The sequence below is a fragment of the Bradyrhizobium sp. Ash2021 genome, assembly GCF_031202265.1.
Classification (GTDB): Bacteria; Pseudomonadota; Alphaproteobacteria; order Rhizobiales; family Xanthobacteraceae; genus Bradyrhizobium.
Window position 1 is genome coordinate 3,244,376 of the sequence record NZ_CP100604.1, and the last position, 18,272, is coordinate 3,262,647.

General features: G+C 61.8%; 16 protein-coding genes. 10 read left to right on the forward strand and 6 right to left on the reverse strand.

Annotated elements, in window-relative coordinates:
- The 5 genes from urtD to NL528_RS15525 all read left to right on the forward strand — a co-directional run bounded on the left by urtD (position 1) and on the right by NL528_RS15525 (position 4,483).
- Positions 1-756 carry an urea ABC transporter ATP-binding protein UrtD gene (urtD, locus tag NL528_RS15505; protein WP_309183547.1) on the forward strand — a complete coding sequence of 252 codons (756 nt, stop codon included), beginning with the start codon at positions 1-3 and terminating at the stop codon, positions 754-756.
- A 245-nt stretch (positions 757-1,001) separates the two neighbouring features.
- A complete protein-coding gene (gene urtE / locus NL528_RS15510) occupies positions 1,002-1,691 on the forward strand; it encodes an urea ABC transporter ATP-binding subunit UrtE (RefSeq protein WP_309183548.1) in 690 nt (229 codons plus the stop codon).
- Positions 1,692-1,725: 34 nt separating this feature from the next.
- Positions 1,726-2,955: a formamidase gene (gene fmdA, locus NL528_RS15515; RefSeq protein ID WP_309183549.1), complete on the forward strand. Its 1,230-nt coding sequence runs from the start codon at positions 1,726-1,728 to the stop codon at positions 2,953-2,955.
- Between the two features lie 89 nt (positions 2,956-3,044).
- Positions 3,045-3,386 carry a zinc ribbon domain-containing protein gene (locus NL528_RS15520; RefSeq protein WP_309183550.1) on the forward strand — a complete coding sequence of 114 codons (342 nt, stop codon included), beginning with the start codon at positions 3,045-3,047 and terminating at the stop codon, positions 3,384-3,386.
- Positions 3,387-3,442: 56 nt separating this feature from the next.
- Positions 3,443-4,483 (forward strand): aliphatic amidase, encoded by a 1,041-nt coding sequence (locus tag NL528_RS15525; RefSeq protein ID WP_309183551.1) that lies wholly within the window; start codon positions 3,443-3,445, stop codon positions 4,481-4,483.
- 228 nt (positions 4,484-4,711) lie between these two features.
- Here the strand turns inward: NL528_RS15525 and NL528_RS15530 are convergent, their stop codons facing one another.
- Positions 4,712-5,812: a transposase gene (locus tag NL528_RS15530; protein ID WP_309180912.1), complete on the reverse strand. Its 1,101-nt coding sequence runs from the start codon at positions 5,810-5,812 to the stop codon at positions 4,712-4,714.
- A 282-nt stretch (positions 5,813-6,094) separates the two neighbouring features.
- Here NL528_RS15530 and NL528_RS15535 point away from each other — a divergent pair, with 282 nt between their 5' ends.
- From NL528_RS15535 to NL528_RS15545, 3 genes are all read left to right on the forward strand, one after another.
- A complete protein-coding gene (locus NL528_RS15535; RefSeq protein ID WP_309183552.1) occupies positions 6,095-6,934 on the forward strand; it encodes an aldo/keto reductase in 840 nt (279 codons plus the stop codon).
- 212 nt (positions 6,935-7,146) lie between these two features.
- Positions 7,147-8,136, forward strand: a complete 990-nt coding sequence (locus tag NL528_RS15540; RefSeq protein ID WP_309183553.1) for a DMT family transporter — start codon at positions 7,147-7,149, stop codon at positions 8,134-8,136.
- A gap of 166 nt (positions 8,137-8,302) precedes the next feature.
- Positions 8,303-9,385, forward strand: coding sequence for a zinc-binding dehydrogenase (locus NL528_RS15545; protein WP_309183554.1), 1,083 nt, complete (start codon positions 8,303-8,305; stop codon positions 9,383-9,385).
- Positions 9,386-9,414: 29 nt separating this feature from the next.
- Here NL528_RS15545 and NL528_RS15550 read toward each other — a convergent pair whose 3' ends face one another.
- Entirely contained in the window at positions 9,415-10,593 is a 1,179-nt protein-coding gene (locus tag NL528_RS15550; RefSeq protein ID WP_309183556.1) for a hypothetical protein, read from the reverse strand.
- Between the two features lie 199 nt (positions 10,594-10,792).
- On the opposite strand from NL528_RS15550, the gene NL528_RS15555 reads away from it, so the two are divergent.
- Positions 10,793-11,965, forward strand: coding sequence for a fumarylacetoacetate hydrolase family protein (locus tag NL528_RS15555; protein ID WP_309183557.1), 1,173 nt, complete (start codon positions 10,793-10,795; stop codon positions 11,963-11,965).
- Between the two features lie 105 nt (positions 11,966-12,070).
- Here NL528_RS15555 and NL528_RS15560 read toward each other — a convergent pair whose 3' ends face one another.
- The 4 genes from NL528_RS15560 to NL528_RS15575 form a co-directional block, all read right to left on the reverse strand.
- The gene (locus tag NL528_RS15560; RefSeq protein WP_309183558.1) at positions 12,071-12,454 is read right to left on the reverse strand and encodes a pilus assembly protein; all 384 of its coding nucleotides are present in this window, start codon (positions 12,452-12,454) and stop codon (positions 12,071-12,073) included.
- On the reverse strand, positions 12,451-12,951 hold the full coding sequence (locus NL528_RS15565) for a TadE/TadG family type IV pilus assembly protein (RefSeq protein ID WP_309183559.1): 501 nt from the start codon (positions 12,949-12,951) through the stop codon (positions 12,451-12,453). The genes NL528_RS15560 and NL528_RS15565 overlap by 4 nt, the downstream gene beginning before the upstream one ends.
- A gap of 15 nt (positions 12,952-12,966) precedes the next feature.
- Entirely contained in the window at positions 12,967-14,220 is a 1,254-nt protein-coding gene (locus NL528_RS15570) for a pilus assembly protein TadG-related protein (RefSeq protein ID WP_309183560.1), read from the reverse strand.
- A gap of 891 nt (positions 14,221-15,111) precedes the next feature.
- Entirely contained in the window at positions 15,112-15,573 is a 462-nt protein-coding gene (locus NL528_RS15575; RefSeq protein ID WP_074280601.1) for an Lrp/AsnC family transcriptional regulator, read from the reverse strand.
- Between the two features lie 137 nt (positions 15,574-15,710).
- On the opposite strand from NL528_RS15575, the gene NL528_RS15580 reads away from it, so the two are divergent.
- On the forward strand, positions 15,711-18,077 hold the full coding sequence (locus NL528_RS15580; RefSeq protein WP_309183561.1) for a transketolase: 2,367 nt from the start codon (positions 15,711-15,713) through the stop codon (positions 18,075-18,077).
- Positions 18,078-18,272 lie beyond the last annotated feature (195 nt).

The window sequence follows — 18,272 nt, forward strand, 5'->3', positions numbered from 1 at the left end:
ATGCTCATAGGCCACCAGTCCAAGGAGTTTCTGCTCGCGGTCGAGGCGCTCACGGTTTCCTTCGATGGATTCAAGGCGGTCAACGATCTCTCCTTCTACGTCGAGGAGAACGAAATCCGCGTCATCATCGGCCCCAATGGCGCCGGCAAGACCACCGTGCTCGACCTGATCTGCGGAAAAACCAAGGCGACCTCCGGCTCGATTCAATTCCGTGGGCAGGAACTCACGAAGTTGAAGGAGAACCAGATCGTGCAGGCCGGGGTGGGACGAAAATTCCAGACCCCCTCGATCTACGACGACCTCACCGTGTTCGAGAATCTCGAGATCTCGTTTCCGCGCGGACGTACCGTGTTCGGCGCGCTGACCTTCACGCGCGACACGATCGTGCGCGACCGCGTTCACGAGGTCGCCGAAATGATCTTTTTGAAGGACCGGCTCAATATGAGCGCCGAACTGCTTAGCCACGGCCAGAAGCAATGGCTCGAGATCGGCATGCTGCTGATCCAGGATCCCGAATTGCTGATGCTGGACGAACCGGTCGCCGGCATGAGCGTCAGCGAGCGCGTCAAGACCGCCGAGCTGCTCAACCGCATCATCAGGGATCGTTCGGTGCTGGTGATCGAGCACGACATGAAATTCGTCGAGGACATCGCGCACAAGGTCACGGTCCTGCATCAGGGCCAGATCCTGTCGGAAGGCACGATGGATCACGTCAAGAACGATCCCAAGGTTATCGAAGTCTATCTGGGTCACTGAGCAGATGAAGTTCAATCGAAGCGAATGCGGTGCCTCGTCTCCCTCTCCCCGCATGCGAGGAGAGGGTTGGGGTGAGGGGGAGTCTCCACGAGCGGTATGCTTGGAGAGTCCCCCTCACCCGGCGCTGCGCGATAGCCGAAGCTTTGCTTCGGCGTTCTTCTACAAGAACGGCCGCCGGAGGCGGCCTTTGCTCTCCCCGCAAGCGGGGCGAGGTAATTCGGTGCTTAACGGATAAGGAACGCGTGATGCTGGCAATCTCCGATCTTCACGTCGCTTACGGCCAGAGCGAGGTGCTGCATGGCCTGAACATATCCGTCGCGCCCAACGAGATCGTGGCGATCATGGGGCGCAACGGCATGGGCAAGACCACGCTGATGAAGTCGCTGATGGGCATCGTGCCGACCAGGAGCGGTTCGGTGAACATGGAGGGTACCGAACTGTCGGCCCTCAAGAGCTACGAGCGCGTCGTCAAGGGGCTCGCCTACGTGCCGCAGGGCCGCATGATCTTCTCGGCGATGACCGTCAAGGAGAATATCGAGACCGGCCTTGTCGCATCAGGCGAAAAGGAAGTCCCTGGCGACCTCTATGAGCTGTTCCCGGTGCTGCTCGAGATGAAGGATCGCCGCGGCGGCAATCTGTCCGGCGGCCAGCAGCAGCAGCTCGCGATCGCGCGTGCGCTCGCCACCAAGCCAAAGGTGCTGCTGCTGGACGAGCCGACCGAAGGCATCCAGCCCTCGATCATCAAGGAGATGGCGCGCACGTTGAAGCGCATTCGTGACGAGCGCGGGCTGTCGATCGTGGTCTCCGAGCAGGTGCTGAGCTTTGCGCTCGACATCGCCGACCGCGTGCTCGTGATCGAGAACGGCGAGATCGTGCGCGACGATCCGCGCGACAACGTCGATGCCGCGCAGATCTCGAAATATTTGTCCGTCTGAACTGTAACATGGCCAGTAAAAAGGGGAGCATCCGATGCCAGAGACACTGATCAAGGTCGATCTTTCGAAGTCGGCCTACGACAACGACATGATTCACAACCGCTGGCACCCCGACATCCCGATCGTGGCGTGGGTCAAGCCGGGCGACGACTTCATCATCGAGACCGTCGACTGGACCGGCGGCTTCATCAAGAACAACGATTCCGCCGACGACGTGCGCGACATCGATCTATCGATCGTGCACTTCCTGTCCGGCCCGATCGGCGTCAAGGGCGCCGAGCCCGGCGATCTTCTCGTTGTCGATCTGCTCGATGTAGGGCCGCTGAAGGAAAGCCTGTGGGGCTTTAATGGCTTCTTCTCCAAGCAGAATGGCGGCGGCTTCCTGACCGATCATTTCCCGCTGGCGCAGAAATCGATCTGGGACATCAAGGGCCTCTATACGTCCTCGCGCCATATTCCCGGCGTGAACTTCGCGGGGCTGATCCATCCCGGCCTGATCGGCTGTCTGCCCGACCCGAAAATGCTGGCGACCTGGAACGAGCGCGAGGCCGCGCTGATCGCGACCAACCCGACGCGCATCCCCGGCCTCGCCAATCCGCCGTTCGCGCCGACCGCGCACGCCGGCCAGGCGAAAGGCGACGTCAAGGCCAAGATCGGCGCCGAGGGCGCCCGCACGGTGCCGCCGCGCGAGCATGGCGGCAATTGCGACATCAAGGATCTGTCGCGCGGCTCGAAAATCTACTTCCCGGTCTACGTGCCCGGCGGCGGGCTCTCGATGGGCGATCTGCATTTCAGCCAGGGCGACGGCGAGATCACCTTCTGCGGCGCGATCGAGATGGCCGGCTGGCTGCATCTGAAGGTCGACGTGATCAAGGACGGCGTCGCCAAATACGGCATCAAGAATCCCGTGTTCAAGCCGTCGCCGATCACGCCGAACTACAAGGACTACCTGATCTTCGAGGGCATCTCGGTCGACGAGCAAGGCAAGCAGCACTATCTCGACGTCCACATCGCCTACCGCCAGGCCTGCCTGAACGCGATCGAGTATCTGAAGAAGTTCGGTTACTCCGGCGCGCAGGCCTATTCGATCCTCGGCACCGCGCCGTGCCAGGGCCACATCTCCGGCGTGGTCGACGTGCCGAACGCCTGCGCCACGCTGTGGCTGCCGACGGAGATCTTCGACTTCGACATCATGCCGTCGTCGGTCGGTCCCATCAAACACATCAAGGGCGACATCCAGATGCCGCTCTCGCCGGACAAATGATCCCTGCGCGACGGGATGCGGGACGGCTTGAGTATCGGCCGCCCCGCATCCGCCGCCGCCTAACAATTCAATCGCGCAAGGGAAACCAAATGCCCGTCTATGAATATCTCTGCAATGATTGCGGCCCGTTCACGGATATGCGGCCGATGGCCGAATGTGATCTGCCGCAGGACTGTCCGCAATGCGACATTGAAGCGCCGCGCGTGATCCTGACCGCGCCGGCTTTCTTCTGCATGCCCTCCGACAAGCGCAAGGCCCATGCCACCAACGAGCGCAGCGCCAACGCGCCCAAAACCGTCGGCGAATATAAGGCGTCGCATGCACCCGGCTGCGGCTGCTGTTCCGGCAAGAAGCCGGCGCGGCTGGTGACAAAAACGAAGGGCGGCGCCAAGGGCTTTCCGACCGCGCGGCCCTGGATGATCAGCCACTGATGCCCCACGACGTCTGATCGACAGCAAACTCAAACCAAAAACAGAAGGCGATCCCCATGCTTCATGGCGACATTTCCTCAAGCAACGACACCGTCGGCGTAGCCGTCGTCAACTACAAAATGCCGCGGCTGCACAGCAGGGCCGAGGTGCTCGACAACGCCCGCAAGATCGCCGACATGGTGGTGGGCATGAAGACCGGCCTGCCGGGCATGGATCTGGTGATCTTTCCGGAATACTCCACCCACGGCATCATGTACGACTCGAAAGAGATGTACGAGACGGCTTCGCAGGTCCCTGGTCCCGAGACCGACATCTTCGCCGAAGCCTGCCGCAAGGCCAAGGTCTGGGGCGTGTTCTCGCTCACCGGCGAGCGCCACGAGGAACACCCGCACAAGGCGCCGTACAACACCTTGATCCTGATGAACGACAAGGGCGAGATCGTCCAGAAATACCGCAAGATCATGCCGTGGGTGCCGATCGAAGGCTGGTATCCCGGCAATTGCACTTATGTTTCCGACGGTCCGAAAGGCCTCAAGGTCAGCCTGATCATCTGCGACGACGGCAACTTTCCGGAAATCTGGCGTGACTGTGCCATGAAGGGCGCCGAGCTGATCGTGCGCTGCCAGGGCTACATGTATCCGGCCAAGGAACAGCAGATCCTGATTTCCAAGGCGATGGCCTGGGCCAACAATGTCTATGTCGCGGTCGCCAATGCCGCCGGCTTCGACGGCGTCTACTCCTACTTCGGTCACTCGGCGATCATCGGTTTCGACGGCCGCACCCTGGGCGAGACCGGCGAGGAGGAATACGGCATCCAGTATGCAGCTCTGTCGAAGAACCTGATCCGCGATTTCCGCCGCAACGGCCAGTCGCAGAACCACCTCTACAAGCTGGTCCATCGCGGTTATACCGGCATGATCAATTCCGGCGAAAGCGCGCGCGGCCTCGCGGCCTGTCCCTACGATTTCTACACGAAGTGGATATCCGATCCGGAAGGCACGCGCGAAATGGTCGAGGCGATGACCCGCCCGACCGCTGGCACCGACGAATGCCCGATCGACGGCATCCCGAACGAGAAGTCCGCGACCAATTACTAGGGGTGCGCGTCATTAAATCAGCCGTCGTCCCGGCGAAAGCCCATATGCGTTAAGATAGTGGGGATAGTGGGAACATTGTTTGATACTGACGTTTTCTTGGCGGCTCGCGGAGATGGCGTTGGAGGACCGATTTTGCTCGGCGCAGGCGGTCGATCGTGGGCTGTGGAATCACCGCTTGGAGCAGCGAGGCGATGAGATGCTGGAGCAGACGCCAGGCACCAGGCGGTGTCAGGCGGCTTCGACCAAGCGGGGAGAGTCCTCAAGTTCGTCGATGAGCGGCTCGAGCAGTAGAATAGTCAATAGATGAGCCAGCACATGAGGTCTGGCGGAGCGTTCGTCGATTCCTGGTGGTCCCTTGAGACCGATCAGGCTCTTTAGCCGTTTGAAGCCGAGTTCAATCCGCCATCGCAGGCGATAGAGTGCGAGAACATCCGCGGTCGCGAACTCTGTCGGCTTCAGTGAGGTCACCAGGATCACCCAATCTGCCGCGTCGAGCGTTTGCTTGGATATCTGATGGCCTCCGCGCTGGGCGGCCCGACGCGCCTTGCGTCGCGCCTCGGCAGCAGCATGCGCCGGCTTCTTGACCGCGACCAGACGCAAGGCGAGAGGCTCGCCGCTTTTGCGTTTTATCCAAATCGGCCGATCGATCAGCCCACGGGCCGCCGCCTTGCGCAACTCGGCGACGAGATCGAGCACATTGCCTTTACCATCGAGCCAGCACGCGCTCTTCCAACCAGCCCGGATCACGAAATCTCCGCCGGCTTCGATCACGCTCGCCATGCGATCCGGTTGCAAATAGGCACGGTCGCCAAGGCGAATCTCGCCCGCCACCACCGGTATCCGGTCGAGCGTCTCGCCCGCCTGCTGATCGGTCAGTTCGAAGTGGCCAAAGCGCTCCTGCGGAAGATCGAAGGCGCTGTGAATCCGCCACAACTCGTTCTTCTTTCTGGCGTCAGCTCCGTTCTTCGGCACTGTAGTGGCATCAACGATGCGGATGATCCGACCGCGGCTCGCTTGCGGGGCGGCGGCCGCAAGCATCTGACCCACCAGCAACGCGAGCCAGTCTCCGCACTGACGCAAGCGATACAGCAGCGCCACGCTCGAAATATCGACAAGGCCCACCGATGTCGCCCAGGCCGCAGTCGACCGCAACCCCCGCTCGCCCAGACAATAGGCCAGGATCACGCGCAGCAAATCCACCGCGTTGGTGATCTCTCGCGGACGCAAAAACGCTTTCGTCTCGCGCGCCGTCACCTTGAGCGTTTCCACCCCGCCAAGCCGGGCGACAACATTCTTCCAGTCTTCGTTCACAAGCGATTCGTGTCTCATGACACTTTGGAATCACAGACGATTCCGCGCCGCAAGACTATTTTAACGCCTATGGGCGTTCGCCGGGACCCATACGCCGCGGCCTCTCGTTTCGGCAGTGAATTAGAGACTTCGCAAAATTACTACCGCCGCGGCGTATGGATCCCGGGTCGCGCGGAGCCTGTCATCGGGCGCGCATTCGCGCGACCCGTTGGCTTGCCCGGGACGACGTTGTGGGAGGACAGCGCTATCCGTTTCGTCTATGTTCCGCCGCGCGTGGTTTCATGGACGAACGAGGCGACTTTGCGAAAACAGCAATTCGGCAATAGCGGTCCCGACGTGTCCGTGATCGGGCAGGGCACCTGGTATCTCGATCGCGGCGATCGCAAGTCGGCGGTCGCGGCGCTCCGGCGCGGCATCGAAACAGGCATGACCCATATCGATACCGCCGAGATGTATGGCGATGCCGAGCTCGTGATCGCCGACGCGATCGCAGGTCTGCGCGACGAGCTCTTCCTGGTTTCAAAGGTGCTGCCGAGCAATGCCTCGCGGCGCGGCACGATCACGGCGTGCGAGCGATCCCTCAAGCGGCTGAAGACCGATCATCTCGATTGCTATCTGCTGCATTGGCGCGGGTCCTTTTCCCTGGACGACACCGTCGCGGCATTCGATGAATTGATCGCAGCGGGAAAAATCCGCTCATGGGGCGTCAGCAATTTCGATACCGACGATCTCAACGAACTGCTGGCGGTCGCCGGCAAGGGCAGGATCGCCTGCAACCAGGTGCTCTATCATCTGCAGGAACGCGCGATCGAGCATGCGGTGATCCCGTGGTGCGAGAAACATGGCGTTGCCGTCGTCGCCTATTCGCCGTTCGGCCACGATGATTTTCCGTCGCCACGCAGCAAGCAAGGCCAGATGTTGCAGAGCATCGCCGACGCGCACAAGGCGACGGCTCGTCAGGTCGCGCTCGGCTTTCTGACGCGCCGGCCTTCGGTGTTTGCGATTCCAAAAGCCTCGAGCGCGGATCACGCCGCCGACAATGCCGCCGCGGGCAGACTGAAGTTGAGCGACAGCGAGCTTGCCGGACTCGACAGCGCTTTTCCGCGTGGCCCCAAGCCGCGCGGTTTGCCGATGCTCTAGCGAGCACACTTGTTAACAAAGTGTTGCAATGGCGACGGCAAGCGCCGCGCCGGCTACGGCAACAGCCGCGCGGGCTACGGCAAGCTGCCGCGGCGGGCGGCCGCGCCCGCTCGCGCATATCGGAGTCCCGTTTTCGGAGCTTGTTGTTCCCCCGCAAATGGCGTTTTTTGGAGCTTCGCCCGATTCAACGATTGCTGCCTTTCGAGATTGCCGTGACACCGCCCCCCGCCGCAGCCGCCAGGCTGGACCGCGCTCCATTGCCGTTGCCCGAGAAGAAGTCCGCCGCCCGCAAAGCGCCCGCGCGCGCCGATCGTCCCTTCAAGGGCATCGCGCTGATCCTTGCGTCGACGATATTTTTGGGTGCCTCCGACGTCACGGCGAAATATCTGTCGGCGACGTTGCCGTCGATCGAGATCACCTGGATCAGGTTTCTGACCTTCGCGCTGATCATGTCGCCGGCGATGCTGCCGGGCTCGCCGCTGTTCGCCCTGCAGACCGGACGGCCCGGCCTGCAATTGCTGCGCGGCGCGGCGCTGCTCGGTTCATCGCTGTTCTTCATTTCCGGCCTGCGGTTTCTCCCGATCGCCGAAGCGTCCGCCACCGGCTTCGTTTCGCCGCTGTTCGTCACCGCGCTGTCGATCTTTTTCCTCGGCGAGAAGGTCGGCCTGCGCCGCTGGATCGCGACCGCGGTCGGTCTCGTCGGCGTGATCATCATCCTGCGGCCGGGCTCCGGCGCGTTTCATCCCGCCGCGTTCTTCCCGATCGTCTCGGCGCTGGCCTGGGCCTGCACCCTGATCATGACGCGGATGATGAGCGGCAGCGAGCGCGCCGTCACCATCATGAGCTATTCGTCGATCGCCGGCGTCTGCATCCTTTCGGCGCTGGTGCCGTTCGTCTGGGTCGCGCCGACCTGGCACGACATCATGTTCGGCATTTTCATCGGCGTCGCATCGACGGTGGGGCAATGGATCGTGGTGCTCGCGTTCCGCTACGCCGATGCCTCGGTGCTCGCGCCGTTTTCCTACACGCAGCTGTTGTGGGTCAGCATCCTCGGCTTCCTGATCTTCGGCGAATTGCCCGACGTCTGGACCGTGACCGGCGCGTCTTTCATCGTCGCCAGCGGCCTCTACACCGCGCATCGCGAGCGGGTGCGGCACTCGCAGCTTCTGGTGGTGCCGGCGGAGCCGTCGCCGAACGCCTGAGCCTTCCGGCCGAAATCGTGCGTTGGGTGAGGGTGAGAATTGTTGCAGCACAGGCGTTGCGTGTGGGCAACAGTTGGGTCGGAAAACGACTGTTTTTCGTTTCAAATCAAAGGATTCCGTGGTGATCCTGCATGCTATGAGTGGGAAAACCCACGCGGGAGGAACCATGCGCGCAGCCATCTTCAGGAACGGCGAGATCGTCGTCGATCACATGCCCGAGCCGAAGCCGGGAATCGGCCAGGTGCTGGTCAAATCGCTGGCCTGCGGCATCTGCGGATCCGACCTGCACGCGCGCAAGCACGCCCACCGCATGGTCGAACTATCCCGGCATTTTCCCGGCCGCAAGCCGATGGATTTGGCGCGCGACGTCGTGTTCGGCCACGAATTCTGCTGCGAGATTCTGGATTATGGTCCGGGCACCACGCGCAAGCTCAAGACCGGCACCAAAGTATGCTCGCTGCCGGCGCTGCTGACGCCGGAAGGCGTGCAGGGCATCGGCTATTCCAATGACAATGTCGGCGCCTATGCCGAGCGCATGCTGCTCAGCGAGGCGCTGCTGCTGGAAGTACCGAACGGGCTTTCGGCCGAACATGCGGCGCTGACCGAGCCGCTTGCGGTGGGCGTGCATGCGGTCGCCAAAGCCAATATTCAGGGCGTCGAGGTGCCGCTGGTGATCGGCTGCGGGCCGGTCGGGCTCGCGGTCATCGCCGCACTCAAGATCAGTGGATTGCACCCGATCATAGCGGCAGATTATTCGCCGGCGCGCCGCGCGCTCGCCGAGAAACTCGGCGCCGATATCGTGGTGGATCCTGCGCGCTCGCAGCCCTATGCCACCTGGGCCGAGCATGCCCAGATGTCACCGGAGGAAAAAGCCGCGCGGCCGCCGCTGCAGGCGATGCTGCCGGCGCTCAAGCCGGCGCTGATTTTCGAATGCGTCGGCATCCCCGGATTGATCCAGCAGGTGTTCGAGGGCGCGCCGCGCGATGCCCGCATCGTCGTGGTCGGCGTCTGCATGGAGAACGATCGCTCCGAGCCGATGCTCGGCATCATGAAGGAGCTCAACGTCCAGTACGTGCTGGGCTATACGCCCGACGAATTCGCCGCTTCGCTGCGCCTGATCGCGGAAGGGCAGGTCGACGCCGCCTCGATGGTGACCGCAAGCGTCAGCATCGACGGCGTCGCAAAAGCGTTCGCCGATCTCGCCAATCCGGAAGCGCACACCAAGATCATCGTCGAGCCGTGGCGGTAGGCCGGTGATGGCTTCTCCGGCACCGGACGTCAGACGAGCGCCGCCGCCTTCGCCTTGAAGCCTACTTTACCGGAAGAAAAATCGATCAGGATGTAGTTGAACAGGGCGGAAATACCGCCGAGATTCATACCTTGATTTTGTCTCATGTATTCGCACGATCTGCACATGACCAGCGTCAGTCCCTGAACCGGCGGCGGCAGCGTCGAGGTATCGATCCGATACGTGAATGAGCTGCCGGTGTCGCCGACATCAATCGTGATATCCTGCTTGGTGGACTCGCAGGGCAGCGATCCCGGCGACGTCCATGATGGCGAAGGAACGATGTTGGGCCAGTTGGCGGTGTAGATGTCGGCATTGGGATCGCTCAGAAAAACGGGACCGCCGCCGGTATCCACCATGGCGATGGGCGGCAGGGTGAGTAGACCAGGCCAGGCAGTCTTGACGGCACCAATACTCAGGGACCGCGGGATGAGCGACATCCACATCAGATTCTTGATGATGTTGAACATCTGATAGCCTGTCGGCGTCGTTCGATACAAGGTCAGCGACGATCCCTGCGCAAGGTTCACCTGACTTGTTGCCGAGAAAATCCTGCTGGCCGAAACATAGTTGAATTCGGCAAAGGGGTAGGCCGGGTCGAAGGAGAGCGGGGACTGAATCGTGACATTCCCTTCCCGTCCCCAAGGTGAAATGCAGCCGGCGCCAAAATTCGCGGTGCGCTGTTTGGTGCTGGGGCTCGTCCCGGTACACGCATAGAACACGCAACCCGGAATTTCGTAAATGCTGCCGTCTTGCGTCGGGATCCTGATGGGCCCTTTCAGGATTTTGGCCGGGCAGCCCCAGGGCTCGGTCACGTTGTCGGCAAGGATGGCGTAGTCCGTCCCGAAATTTGGCAGTGCTGCGATCTTTTCATATTCCGGAACGATGAGCGAGAAGTTGCCGGAATCGACCATCAGCGGCACGGAAAGGGTTGCCGGCGCGTCACGGTAAGTGATGTGAATGTAGGCGTCAAAATTCCCATTGAGTGACACCGTCGTCAGGGGGATATTGAGCGAGGCCGCCGCCACGGCGGTGCGCGAGACCGTGGTCACGCGGGCTGCCAATTCTGCAGAGATGGGTGACAACTGGCTCGCGAGCGAATCCCGGTCGGATTGCATCATCACCACGGGAGGGTGCAAGGAGGGGTTCGAAATATGCATCTTCGTCATACAATCAAAGGAGGAATATCGCGATATGCTCTCGTTAAGATCGACGCTTGTCAAGCCGGTTGATTGTCGGGGATCGAATTGTGCTTCTGGTGTTGAGCGCGACAAGGTGGCACTGCGGTTGGGTCCTGGCGCCCGTGCGCAATTGCGCACTAGGCCGGGACGACGACCGGAGGACCAGTCGAATGAAATCGGAGCAGCCATGATCACACTGACAACAAAAGACCTCCTGCCCGACGACGGCACGCGCGGCACGCTGGTCGGGCGGGCGTGGTTGCCGCGGCTGAACGGGCCCGCGGTGATTGCGGTTCGCGGCGATGGCGTCTTCGATGTCACGGCGAGCTTTGCTACCGTGAGCGCGCTATGCGAGCAGGAAGATCCGGCGGCTGCGTTGCGCGCGTTCAAAGGCGAGCGCATCGGCGATCTCGAAAACCTTGCCGCCAACACGCCGCCCGACCGGCGCGATCGCGAAAAACCCTGGCTGCTCGCGCCGCTCGATCTGCAGGTGCTGAAGGCTGCGGGTGTGACGTTTGCCGTCTCGATGTTGGAGCGGGTGATCGAAGAACGGGCGCGCGGCAATCCTGCTTCCGCGGACGCCATTCGCAAGGAAGTGGTGCGGCTGGTCGGCGACGATTTCTCCAAGCTCAAGCCCGGCTCGGCCGAGGCGATCCGGCTGAAGCAGGTGCTGATCGAGCAAAACGCCTGGAGCCAGTATCTGGAAGTCGGCATCGGTCCCGACGCCGAGGTATTTACAAAAGCGCCGGTACTGTCCTCGGTCGGGTCAGGCATGGACGCCGGCCTGCATCCGAAATCGACCTGGAATAACCCGGAGCCGGAAGTCGTGCTGGCGGTGTCGAGCCGCGGCAACATTGTCGGCGCGGCGCTCGGCAACGACGTCAATTTGCGCGACTTCGAGGGACGCTCGGCGCTCCTATTGTCCAAGGCCAAGGACAACAACGCCTCCTGCGCGATCGGCCCGTTGCTCAGGCTGTTCGACCAGACCTTTTCGCTCCACGACGTCAGAAGGATGGACGTCGGATTGACCGTGCAGGGCGCGGACGGCTTCGTCCTCGAGGGCCATTCCTCGATCAGCAAGATCAGCCGCGATCCGACCGATCTCGTGGCCCAGACCATCGGGCCGGTGCATCAATATCCCGACGGCTTTGCGCTGTTCCTCGGCACCATGTTCGCGCCCGTTAGGGATCGCGACGCGCCGGGCCAGGGCTTCACCCACAAGCGCGACGATGTTGTCACCATCGCAGCGCCTCAGCTCGGCAAGCTCGTCAACCGCATGCGCAACAGCGATGAATGCGAGCCGTGGACGTTCGGTATATCGGCGCTGATGCGGAATCTGGCGAAGCGGAAGGTCCTGTAGGGCGCGGGTCCTGGCGGTATGATTACCAGCTCGTATTTATTTAGACGCCTGTTCCACCGGCAGATCGGCTGGTTTGGTGGCCAGTTCGTACGGCTCACGCGAGCATTATATCGGAAAGCACGCTTGCGCCGTCAGCGTTAGTGGGTCGAGGGGGATGATGCCGGGAAATTGGAACGAATAGCTCGCGTTCACCTGGTTTCCGCAAGTCGGCCTGCTGTAGGTGAAGGTCGAGGCAGGCAGACCTAAACCGAACGCCTGTTGGGTGGCATAGCCGGTAATGGCATTCGGATTACTGATGGGACAAAGTGCAGCGTTGATGCTGGCGCATCGCGCGGCCATTTCGGCGCCATGCTGCAGACCGATCTGGGTCCAGAACAGCAATCCGACTTCGATCACGCCGAAAATAAACAAAAAGAACACCGGGGCCGTCAACCCGAATTCAAGCGCCGACGTACCGCTCTGATCTCTCAACATTTTCGCGAACTTCACTGCAACCTCGCCGTCGATTGCGCGCTGAAATTATAGTTTTGGGGAACGATCTGATAGTTCAGAAGCGAGCTGTACCTGGCCTGCGCCGAAACCGTGGTGTACGTTCCGGCCAGCGCTCCTCCCGGACATGTCGTACCGCAGCTTACAGTATTGATGCCGGAACCCGTCGCGCAGCCACAAAACTTGACCGGCGCGGGCGACGCAGCGATCGACGAAAAATTCGTCGCGCTGACCACGGCGTTGGAGATCAGGTCGGCGTCAAAGGGATTTCTCATGGCGTATTGGACGCCGACCTGGGCGGCGTCCTCGACCTGCATCTTACGGTAGACGCCCAGGCCGATATCGATCATGGAGACCATCATGAGCGTCAACACCGGGGCAAGCAGGCCCAACTCGATGGCTGCCGCACCGGTTTGATCGCCCGCCACGCGGGCAAAAAAGCGGCGGAGCGTGCTGGCTCCTCGGCGAACGCGATATACGGGGGAGATGTGCGTCATTTCGAATCACCTCATCTATTCGACGAGCTGCGCGGTGCTGATGCCGATCGCGGCGACGCCAAGCGCGGCGCAATTAACCTTGAGATTCGAACTGCCGGTGAAGGTGAGCGTGTCCGCGATGACTTTGGTGCACGAGGTGGTCGTGCCGTTGCCGCCGCTGAAGCTCAGGTTCGCCTTTGGCAGGTAGATGGCGCCGCCGAAATTCTGCGTGCCGCCGCCGGTCAGATTGAAAGTCGTACCCGCCGGCATGTTGCGGTCGCCGTAGATCACGATGCCCTGCGTCGATCCGGAGCTTGGCGCCGTCAAGTTGATGTTGGCATTGCTGCCGATTGAGGCCGTGCCCCAATTGCCGCCAGATCCGGTAAACACGAGAGTTACGCCGGTTCCGGTGATCGTGGCATTGCCTGCCACGCTCAAGTTCGCGCCATCCAGGTAATAGATACCGGGATTCAGGTTCAGCGTCGCTCCGGCATTGACGGTGATGCTACCTGTATAGCAGCCCGGGTCGAGCGAGTTGGTTTTCCCGTTGCTGTTCACCGTGATCTTGGCGCTGCTGCAGCTCGGCTCCGGGGGCGGAGAAACGCTGGCATAGGGGTCGACGACTGGCCGCATGCCGGTCCGAATGCCGTTCGTCGCTGTAATATTGCTTGCGCCGGAGACGTTGCCGACTACCCCGACTTGATTGGCGGACACCGCTGCGCTGCCGCCGACGTTCAGCGACGGGCTGGCGCTGGAGTTGCTGTAGAGATTGCAATTAACCAGATTGAGCTGGTTACTGCCGCCCACTGTCACGGCGGGGCTGGCTGTCGAGTTGAGCGCGAGCACACAACCCGTTCCGGCGTTTGGGACCGCCACGGCGCGCGCCGTGATGAGAACCGGGGCGGAGCCGAACAGCGCCGAGAACAGCCGCGGTTGCGGCTGGCCGATGATAACTTCGACGGCCTGCGGGTCCGAGGTATGATTGCCGGTGGACGGCGGCTGGTTGACGGTGACCGTAACGTTGTTCAACCCATTCGCGTAACCATAGGTCGCTGTTACTGCGTTGGCTTCGGTGTTCAGGTTACTGCCTGCGGTCGCCGCACTCGCAGCCCCGGAGTCTGCCGCGCTCTGCATGTTTTTGTGCTTGTAGGACCACCACCCGGCCTCAGTGCCGAGGCCGGCGGCTCCAACCAGAACAGGCATGATGAGCGCGAAGATAATCACGTTGCTGCCGGACTTATCGGCAGCAAATCGTCGTAGTAAGCGTTTGCCGTTCGGCTCGGAAATCATAGGAGCATGCGCCATAGCGCACGAAATGTTCCTGAAACGAGTACGGCAGTTGCCCGTGGAGTTCATGACTCCCCCCTGCGTTTGCCTGATTCCGCCACATATTCCCGCCTAGGTATTTAAGTTCTCTATAGGCGATCGAGGAAAATCCGACCTGCCGAGTAACCTTTGATTAAGCCATGATCTCCGTTCCGTGCTTGGGCCGGTTACACATCAAGTCGCTTTGTGAGTACGCGCTCTGGCCGTTTTTGCCCGACGGGCAAATCAAGGATTCCTGTCAAGCCCCTCTTAAGAAAATATTCCCCTTGTCGCGTCGGGCAAATCAGTGATTTGACTCCGCCCGTCTCACCCGAATGAGGGGCGGCTCGCGATCGTCACGAACGTGCGGTGAGATGCGGTGGACGCGGATGTGCCATTGACGAACGGCACTGAGGCGGACGGCGAAATCGTGTGGTCCTGACGCCGCGACGCTGGCGTCAAGTTGCGCGGAATGCCTGCGCAGCGACGGTGGCAACAAAGCCCGTTCACCGGGGAGAGCGCGCTATAAGCCGTAAAACCATTGCGCAGGGAAGGCCGGATGCTCTCCGCTGAACCTGTATGCTCGTGTGCGCATTTCTTTGTGCATCTTGCACACGAGACCGCGGGTGCAGCGCGCACCCGGCTTTCCCTGCGCCCTCTGTTGTTAAGAGGGTGAAACCGAAGCAAACCTCGGGCATTTCGTGCCGCGAGAAGGCGGAGTCATATTCTTCAGGTGTTCGAATGTTGAATCCGATGTCTCAACGCGTCATTGCGAGGAGCGATAGCGACGAAGCAATCCATGCCTCAGCAAGTGGAGATATGGATTGCTTCGCTTCGCTCGCAATGACGGCTCCAAGATCATCCGCTGCACCGATATCACACCGGCAGCGCAATCGAATATTTCACCTGGCTCAATGCAAAGCTCGACTCGATCGAGGCGATGCCGTCGAGCCGGGTCAGCTTGTTCTTCAGGAATGCTTCATAGGACGACAGGTCGGCGGCGACGACGCGCAGCAAATAGTCGCGGTTGCCGGTCATCAGATAGCATTCCAGCACCTCGTCCCATTTCGAGATCGCCTTGGCAAAGCGATTCAGGTCCTCCTCCTTCTGCCGCGCCAGCTTGATCGAGATGAAGACGCTGACATGCAGGCCGAGCGATTTCTGGTCGACGGTTGCGATATAGCGCGTGATCACGCCGCGCTGCTCCAGCAGTTTCACCCGGCGATGGCACGGCGATACCGACAGGCCGACCTTGTCGGCCAGTTCCTGCATGGTCATGCGGCTGTCGGATTGCAGCAGGCTGAGGATTTTTCGGTCGATGGCATCGAGGGCAGGCATTGGGACAAACTCGGGCTTTTGGGAGTGGGAGTGGTAATTTATCCCAATATTTGGGGGTATGTCGCGAGGATTTGAGAATTTCGGCGGCGGCAGAACCGCTAAAATCGGCGCATACTGGATGTCTCCGGAGCTTTGCCATGGGAATCGAACCCGCACGCCTCGAATTGCTGTCCGCGCTGGCACGCAAAGTTCTCTGGCTGTCGTCGTGGACGATCCATCATGCCAACCACATAAGGCCCAATACCGACGGCCTGAAGGTCGGCGGCCATCAGGCCTCCTCGGCCTCACTCGCCAACATCATGTCGGCTTTGTATTTCTCGGTGCTGCGGCCGCAGGACCGCGTCGCGGTGAAGCCGCATGCGAGCCCGGTGTTCCACGCCATCCAGTATCTGTTCGGGCACCAGACCCGCGAGAAGCTGGAAAACTTTCGCGGCTACAAGGGCGCGCAATCCTATCCGTCGCGTACCAAGGATGCCGACGACGTCGACTTCTCCACCGGCTCGGTCGGCCTTGGCGTGGCGCAAACGCTGTTCGCCTCGCTGGTGCAGGACTACGTCAAGTCGCATGGCTGGATGAAGGACCGGCCCGAGGGCCGCATGATCGCGCTGGTCGGCGACGCCGAGATGGACGAGGGCAATATTTTTGAGGCGCTGCTGGAGGGCTGGAAGCACGGGCTGCGCAACACCTGGTGGGTAGTCGACTACAACCGCCAGAGCCTCGATGCGGTGGTCCGCGAAGGGTTGTGGGCGAAATTCGAATCCATGTTCCGCAATTTCGGCTGGGACGTGGTGATCGTGAAATACGGCACGCTGATGCAGGCGGCGTTTGCGGAAGCAGGCGGCGAGGCGCTGAGGCGCTGGATCGATAATTGTCCGAATCAGATGTATGCCGCGCTGTGTTTCCAGGGTGGCGCGGCGTTCCGCAAGCATCTGCAGGACGACATCGGCGATCAGGGCCCGGTCACGCAATTGATCGACCGCCGCAGTGACGAGGAGTTGCTGGCGCTGATGTCCAATCTCGGCGGACACGACATGACCAGCATGATCGATGCGTTCGAGTCGATCGATCACGACCGTCCGGTCTGCTTCATCGCCTACACCATCAAGGGCGTCGGCCTGCCGTTCCAGGGCCACAAGGACAACCATGCGGGGCTGATGACGCCGACGCAGATGGAGAAGTGGCGCGCGACGCAGAACATCCGTCCCGGCCATGAATGGGAGAAGTTCGAGGGACTGTCGCAGGAGCCCGCGACGCTGGAGGCATTTTTGGCGGAGGCGCCGTTCAACCGCGAAGGTCGTCGCCGTCTGGATGCGCCCGTCATCGAGGTGCCGCCGCAACTGGCGTTCAAGCCGGCGGCGCAGATGTCGACACAGCAGGGCTTTGGGCTCGTGCTAAACGAAATCGCGCGCGGCGATACCGAGCTCGCCTCGCGCATCGTCACCGCGTCGCCTGACGTCACCGTGTCGACCAATCTCGGCGCCTGGGTCAACCGCCGCGGGCTGTTTGCGAAGGCGGAAAACCACGATCTGTTCCGGCAGGAGAAGATACCCTCGACCTTCAACTGGGATTTTTCGCCGAAGGGCCAGCACCTCGAACTCGGCATCGCCGAGATGAACCTTTTCATCATGCTCTCCGCGTTGGGGTTGTCGCATCAGATCAACGGCGAACGGCTGCTGCCGATCGGGACGCTGTATGACCCCTTCATCGAGCGCGGCCTCGATGCGCTGAACTACGCCTGCTACCAGGACGCCCGCTTCATGGTGGTGGCGACGCCGTCCGGCATCACGCTGGCGCCGGAGGGCGGCGCGCACCAGTCGATCGCGACGCCCCTGATCGGCATGGCGCAGGACGGCCTGGCCTCGTTCGAGCCGGCGTTTGTCGATGAACTTGCCGTGATCATGGGCTGGGGGTTCCGGCATATGCAGCGCGAAGGCGGCGAGGGCGGGTCGGTCTATTTGCGGCTGTCGACGCGCACGCTCGAGCAGCCGCAGCGGATCATGACGCCTGACCTGCAGCGGGACATCACCGACGGTGCCTATTGGCTGCGCAAGCCGGGCCCGAACTGTGAAATCGTGGTCGCCTATACCGGCGCGCTGGCGCCCGAGGCGATCGAGGCCACAGGCTTCATCGGCGAAAGCCGCAGGGACGTCGGACTGCTGGCGGTAACTTCGGCGGACCGCCTGCATGGTGGATGGACCGCCGCACGGAATTTGCGGCGCGACCGCCGCGGCGTGCAGCACCTCAGCCACATCGAACGGCTGCTGGCGCCATTGCCGCGCGACTGCGGCATCGTCACCGTGATCGACGGCCATCCGGCGACGCTCGGCTGGCTCGGCAGCGTGCGCGGCCACCGCGTCGAGGCGCTCGGCGTCGAGCAGTTTGGCCAGACCGGCACCATCTCGGACCTCTATCGCCACCACGGCATCGACGCCAACGCCATCATCGACGCAGCGGAAGCCCTTACCGCCGGCGCCCCGGTGCGGCACCGCAAGATGGCGGTGTAGGCTATTGAAGTCGTCATTCCGGGATGCGCCACTTGGCGCAGGCCCGGAATCCATACTCACGATGGTGGTTATGGATTCTCTGACGTGCAATTGCACGTCAAAGCTCGCGCTTCGCGCGCCCCGGAATGACGGCAAAGTCTTGCTTCCTCCACCCCCCTGACCTTATATCCGGTGTCTGCCGCAACGCGGCGTCCC

Excerpts from the sequence above, each read along its gene's own strand:
- NL528_RS15550 (WP_309183556.1), bottom strand. The coding sequence starts at position 10,593 with ATGACGAAGATGCATATTTCGAACCCCTCCTTGCACCCTCCCGTGGTG.
- NL528_RS15545 (WP_309183554.1), top strand. The coding sequence starts at position 8,303 with ATGCGCGCAGCCATCTTCAGGAACGGCGAGATCGTCGTCGATCACATG.
- NL528_RS15575 (WP_074280601.1), bottom strand. The coding sequence starts at position 15,573 with ATGCCTGCCCTCGATGCCATCGACCGAAAAATCCTCAGCCTGCTGCAA.
- urtE (WP_309183548.1), top strand. The coding sequence starts at position 1,002 with ATGCTGGCAATCTCCGATCTTCACGTCGCTTACGGCCAGAGCGAGGTG.
- NL528_RS15580 (WP_309183561.1), top strand. The coding sequence starts at position 15,711 with ATGGGAATCGAACCCGCACGCCTCGAATTGCTGTCCGCGCTGGCACGC.
- NL528_RS15520 (WP_309183550.1), top strand. The coding sequence starts at position 3,045 with ATGCCCGTCTATGAATATCTCTGCAATGATTGCGGCCCGTTCACGGAT.
- fmdA (WP_309183549.1), top strand. The coding sequence starts at position 1,726 with ATGCCAGAGACACTGATCAAGGTCGATCTTTCGAAGTCGGCCTACGAC.
- urtD (WP_309183547.1), top strand. The coding sequence starts at position 1 with ATGCTCATAGGCCACCAGTCCAAGGAGTTTCTGCTCGCGGTCGAGGCG.
- NL528_RS15570 (WP_309183560.1), bottom strand. The coding sequence starts at position 14,220 with ATGATTTCCGAGCCGAACGGCAAACGCTTACTACGACGATTTGCTGCC.
- NL528_RS15525 (WP_309183551.1), top strand. The coding sequence starts at position 3,443 with ATGCTTCATGGCGACATTTCCTCAAGCAACGACACCGTCGGCGTAGCC.
- NL528_RS15530 (WP_309180912.1), bottom strand. The coding sequence starts at position 5,812 with ATGAGACACGAATCGCTTGTGAACGAAGACTGGAAGAATGTTGTCGCC.
- NL528_RS15555 (WP_309183557.1), top strand. The coding sequence starts at position 10,793 with ATGATCACACTGACAACAAAAGACCTCCTGCCCGACGACGGCACGCGC.
- NL528_RS15565 (WP_309183559.1), bottom strand. The coding sequence starts at position 12,951 with ATGACGCACATCTCCCCCGTATATCGCGTTCGCCGAGGAGCCAGCACG.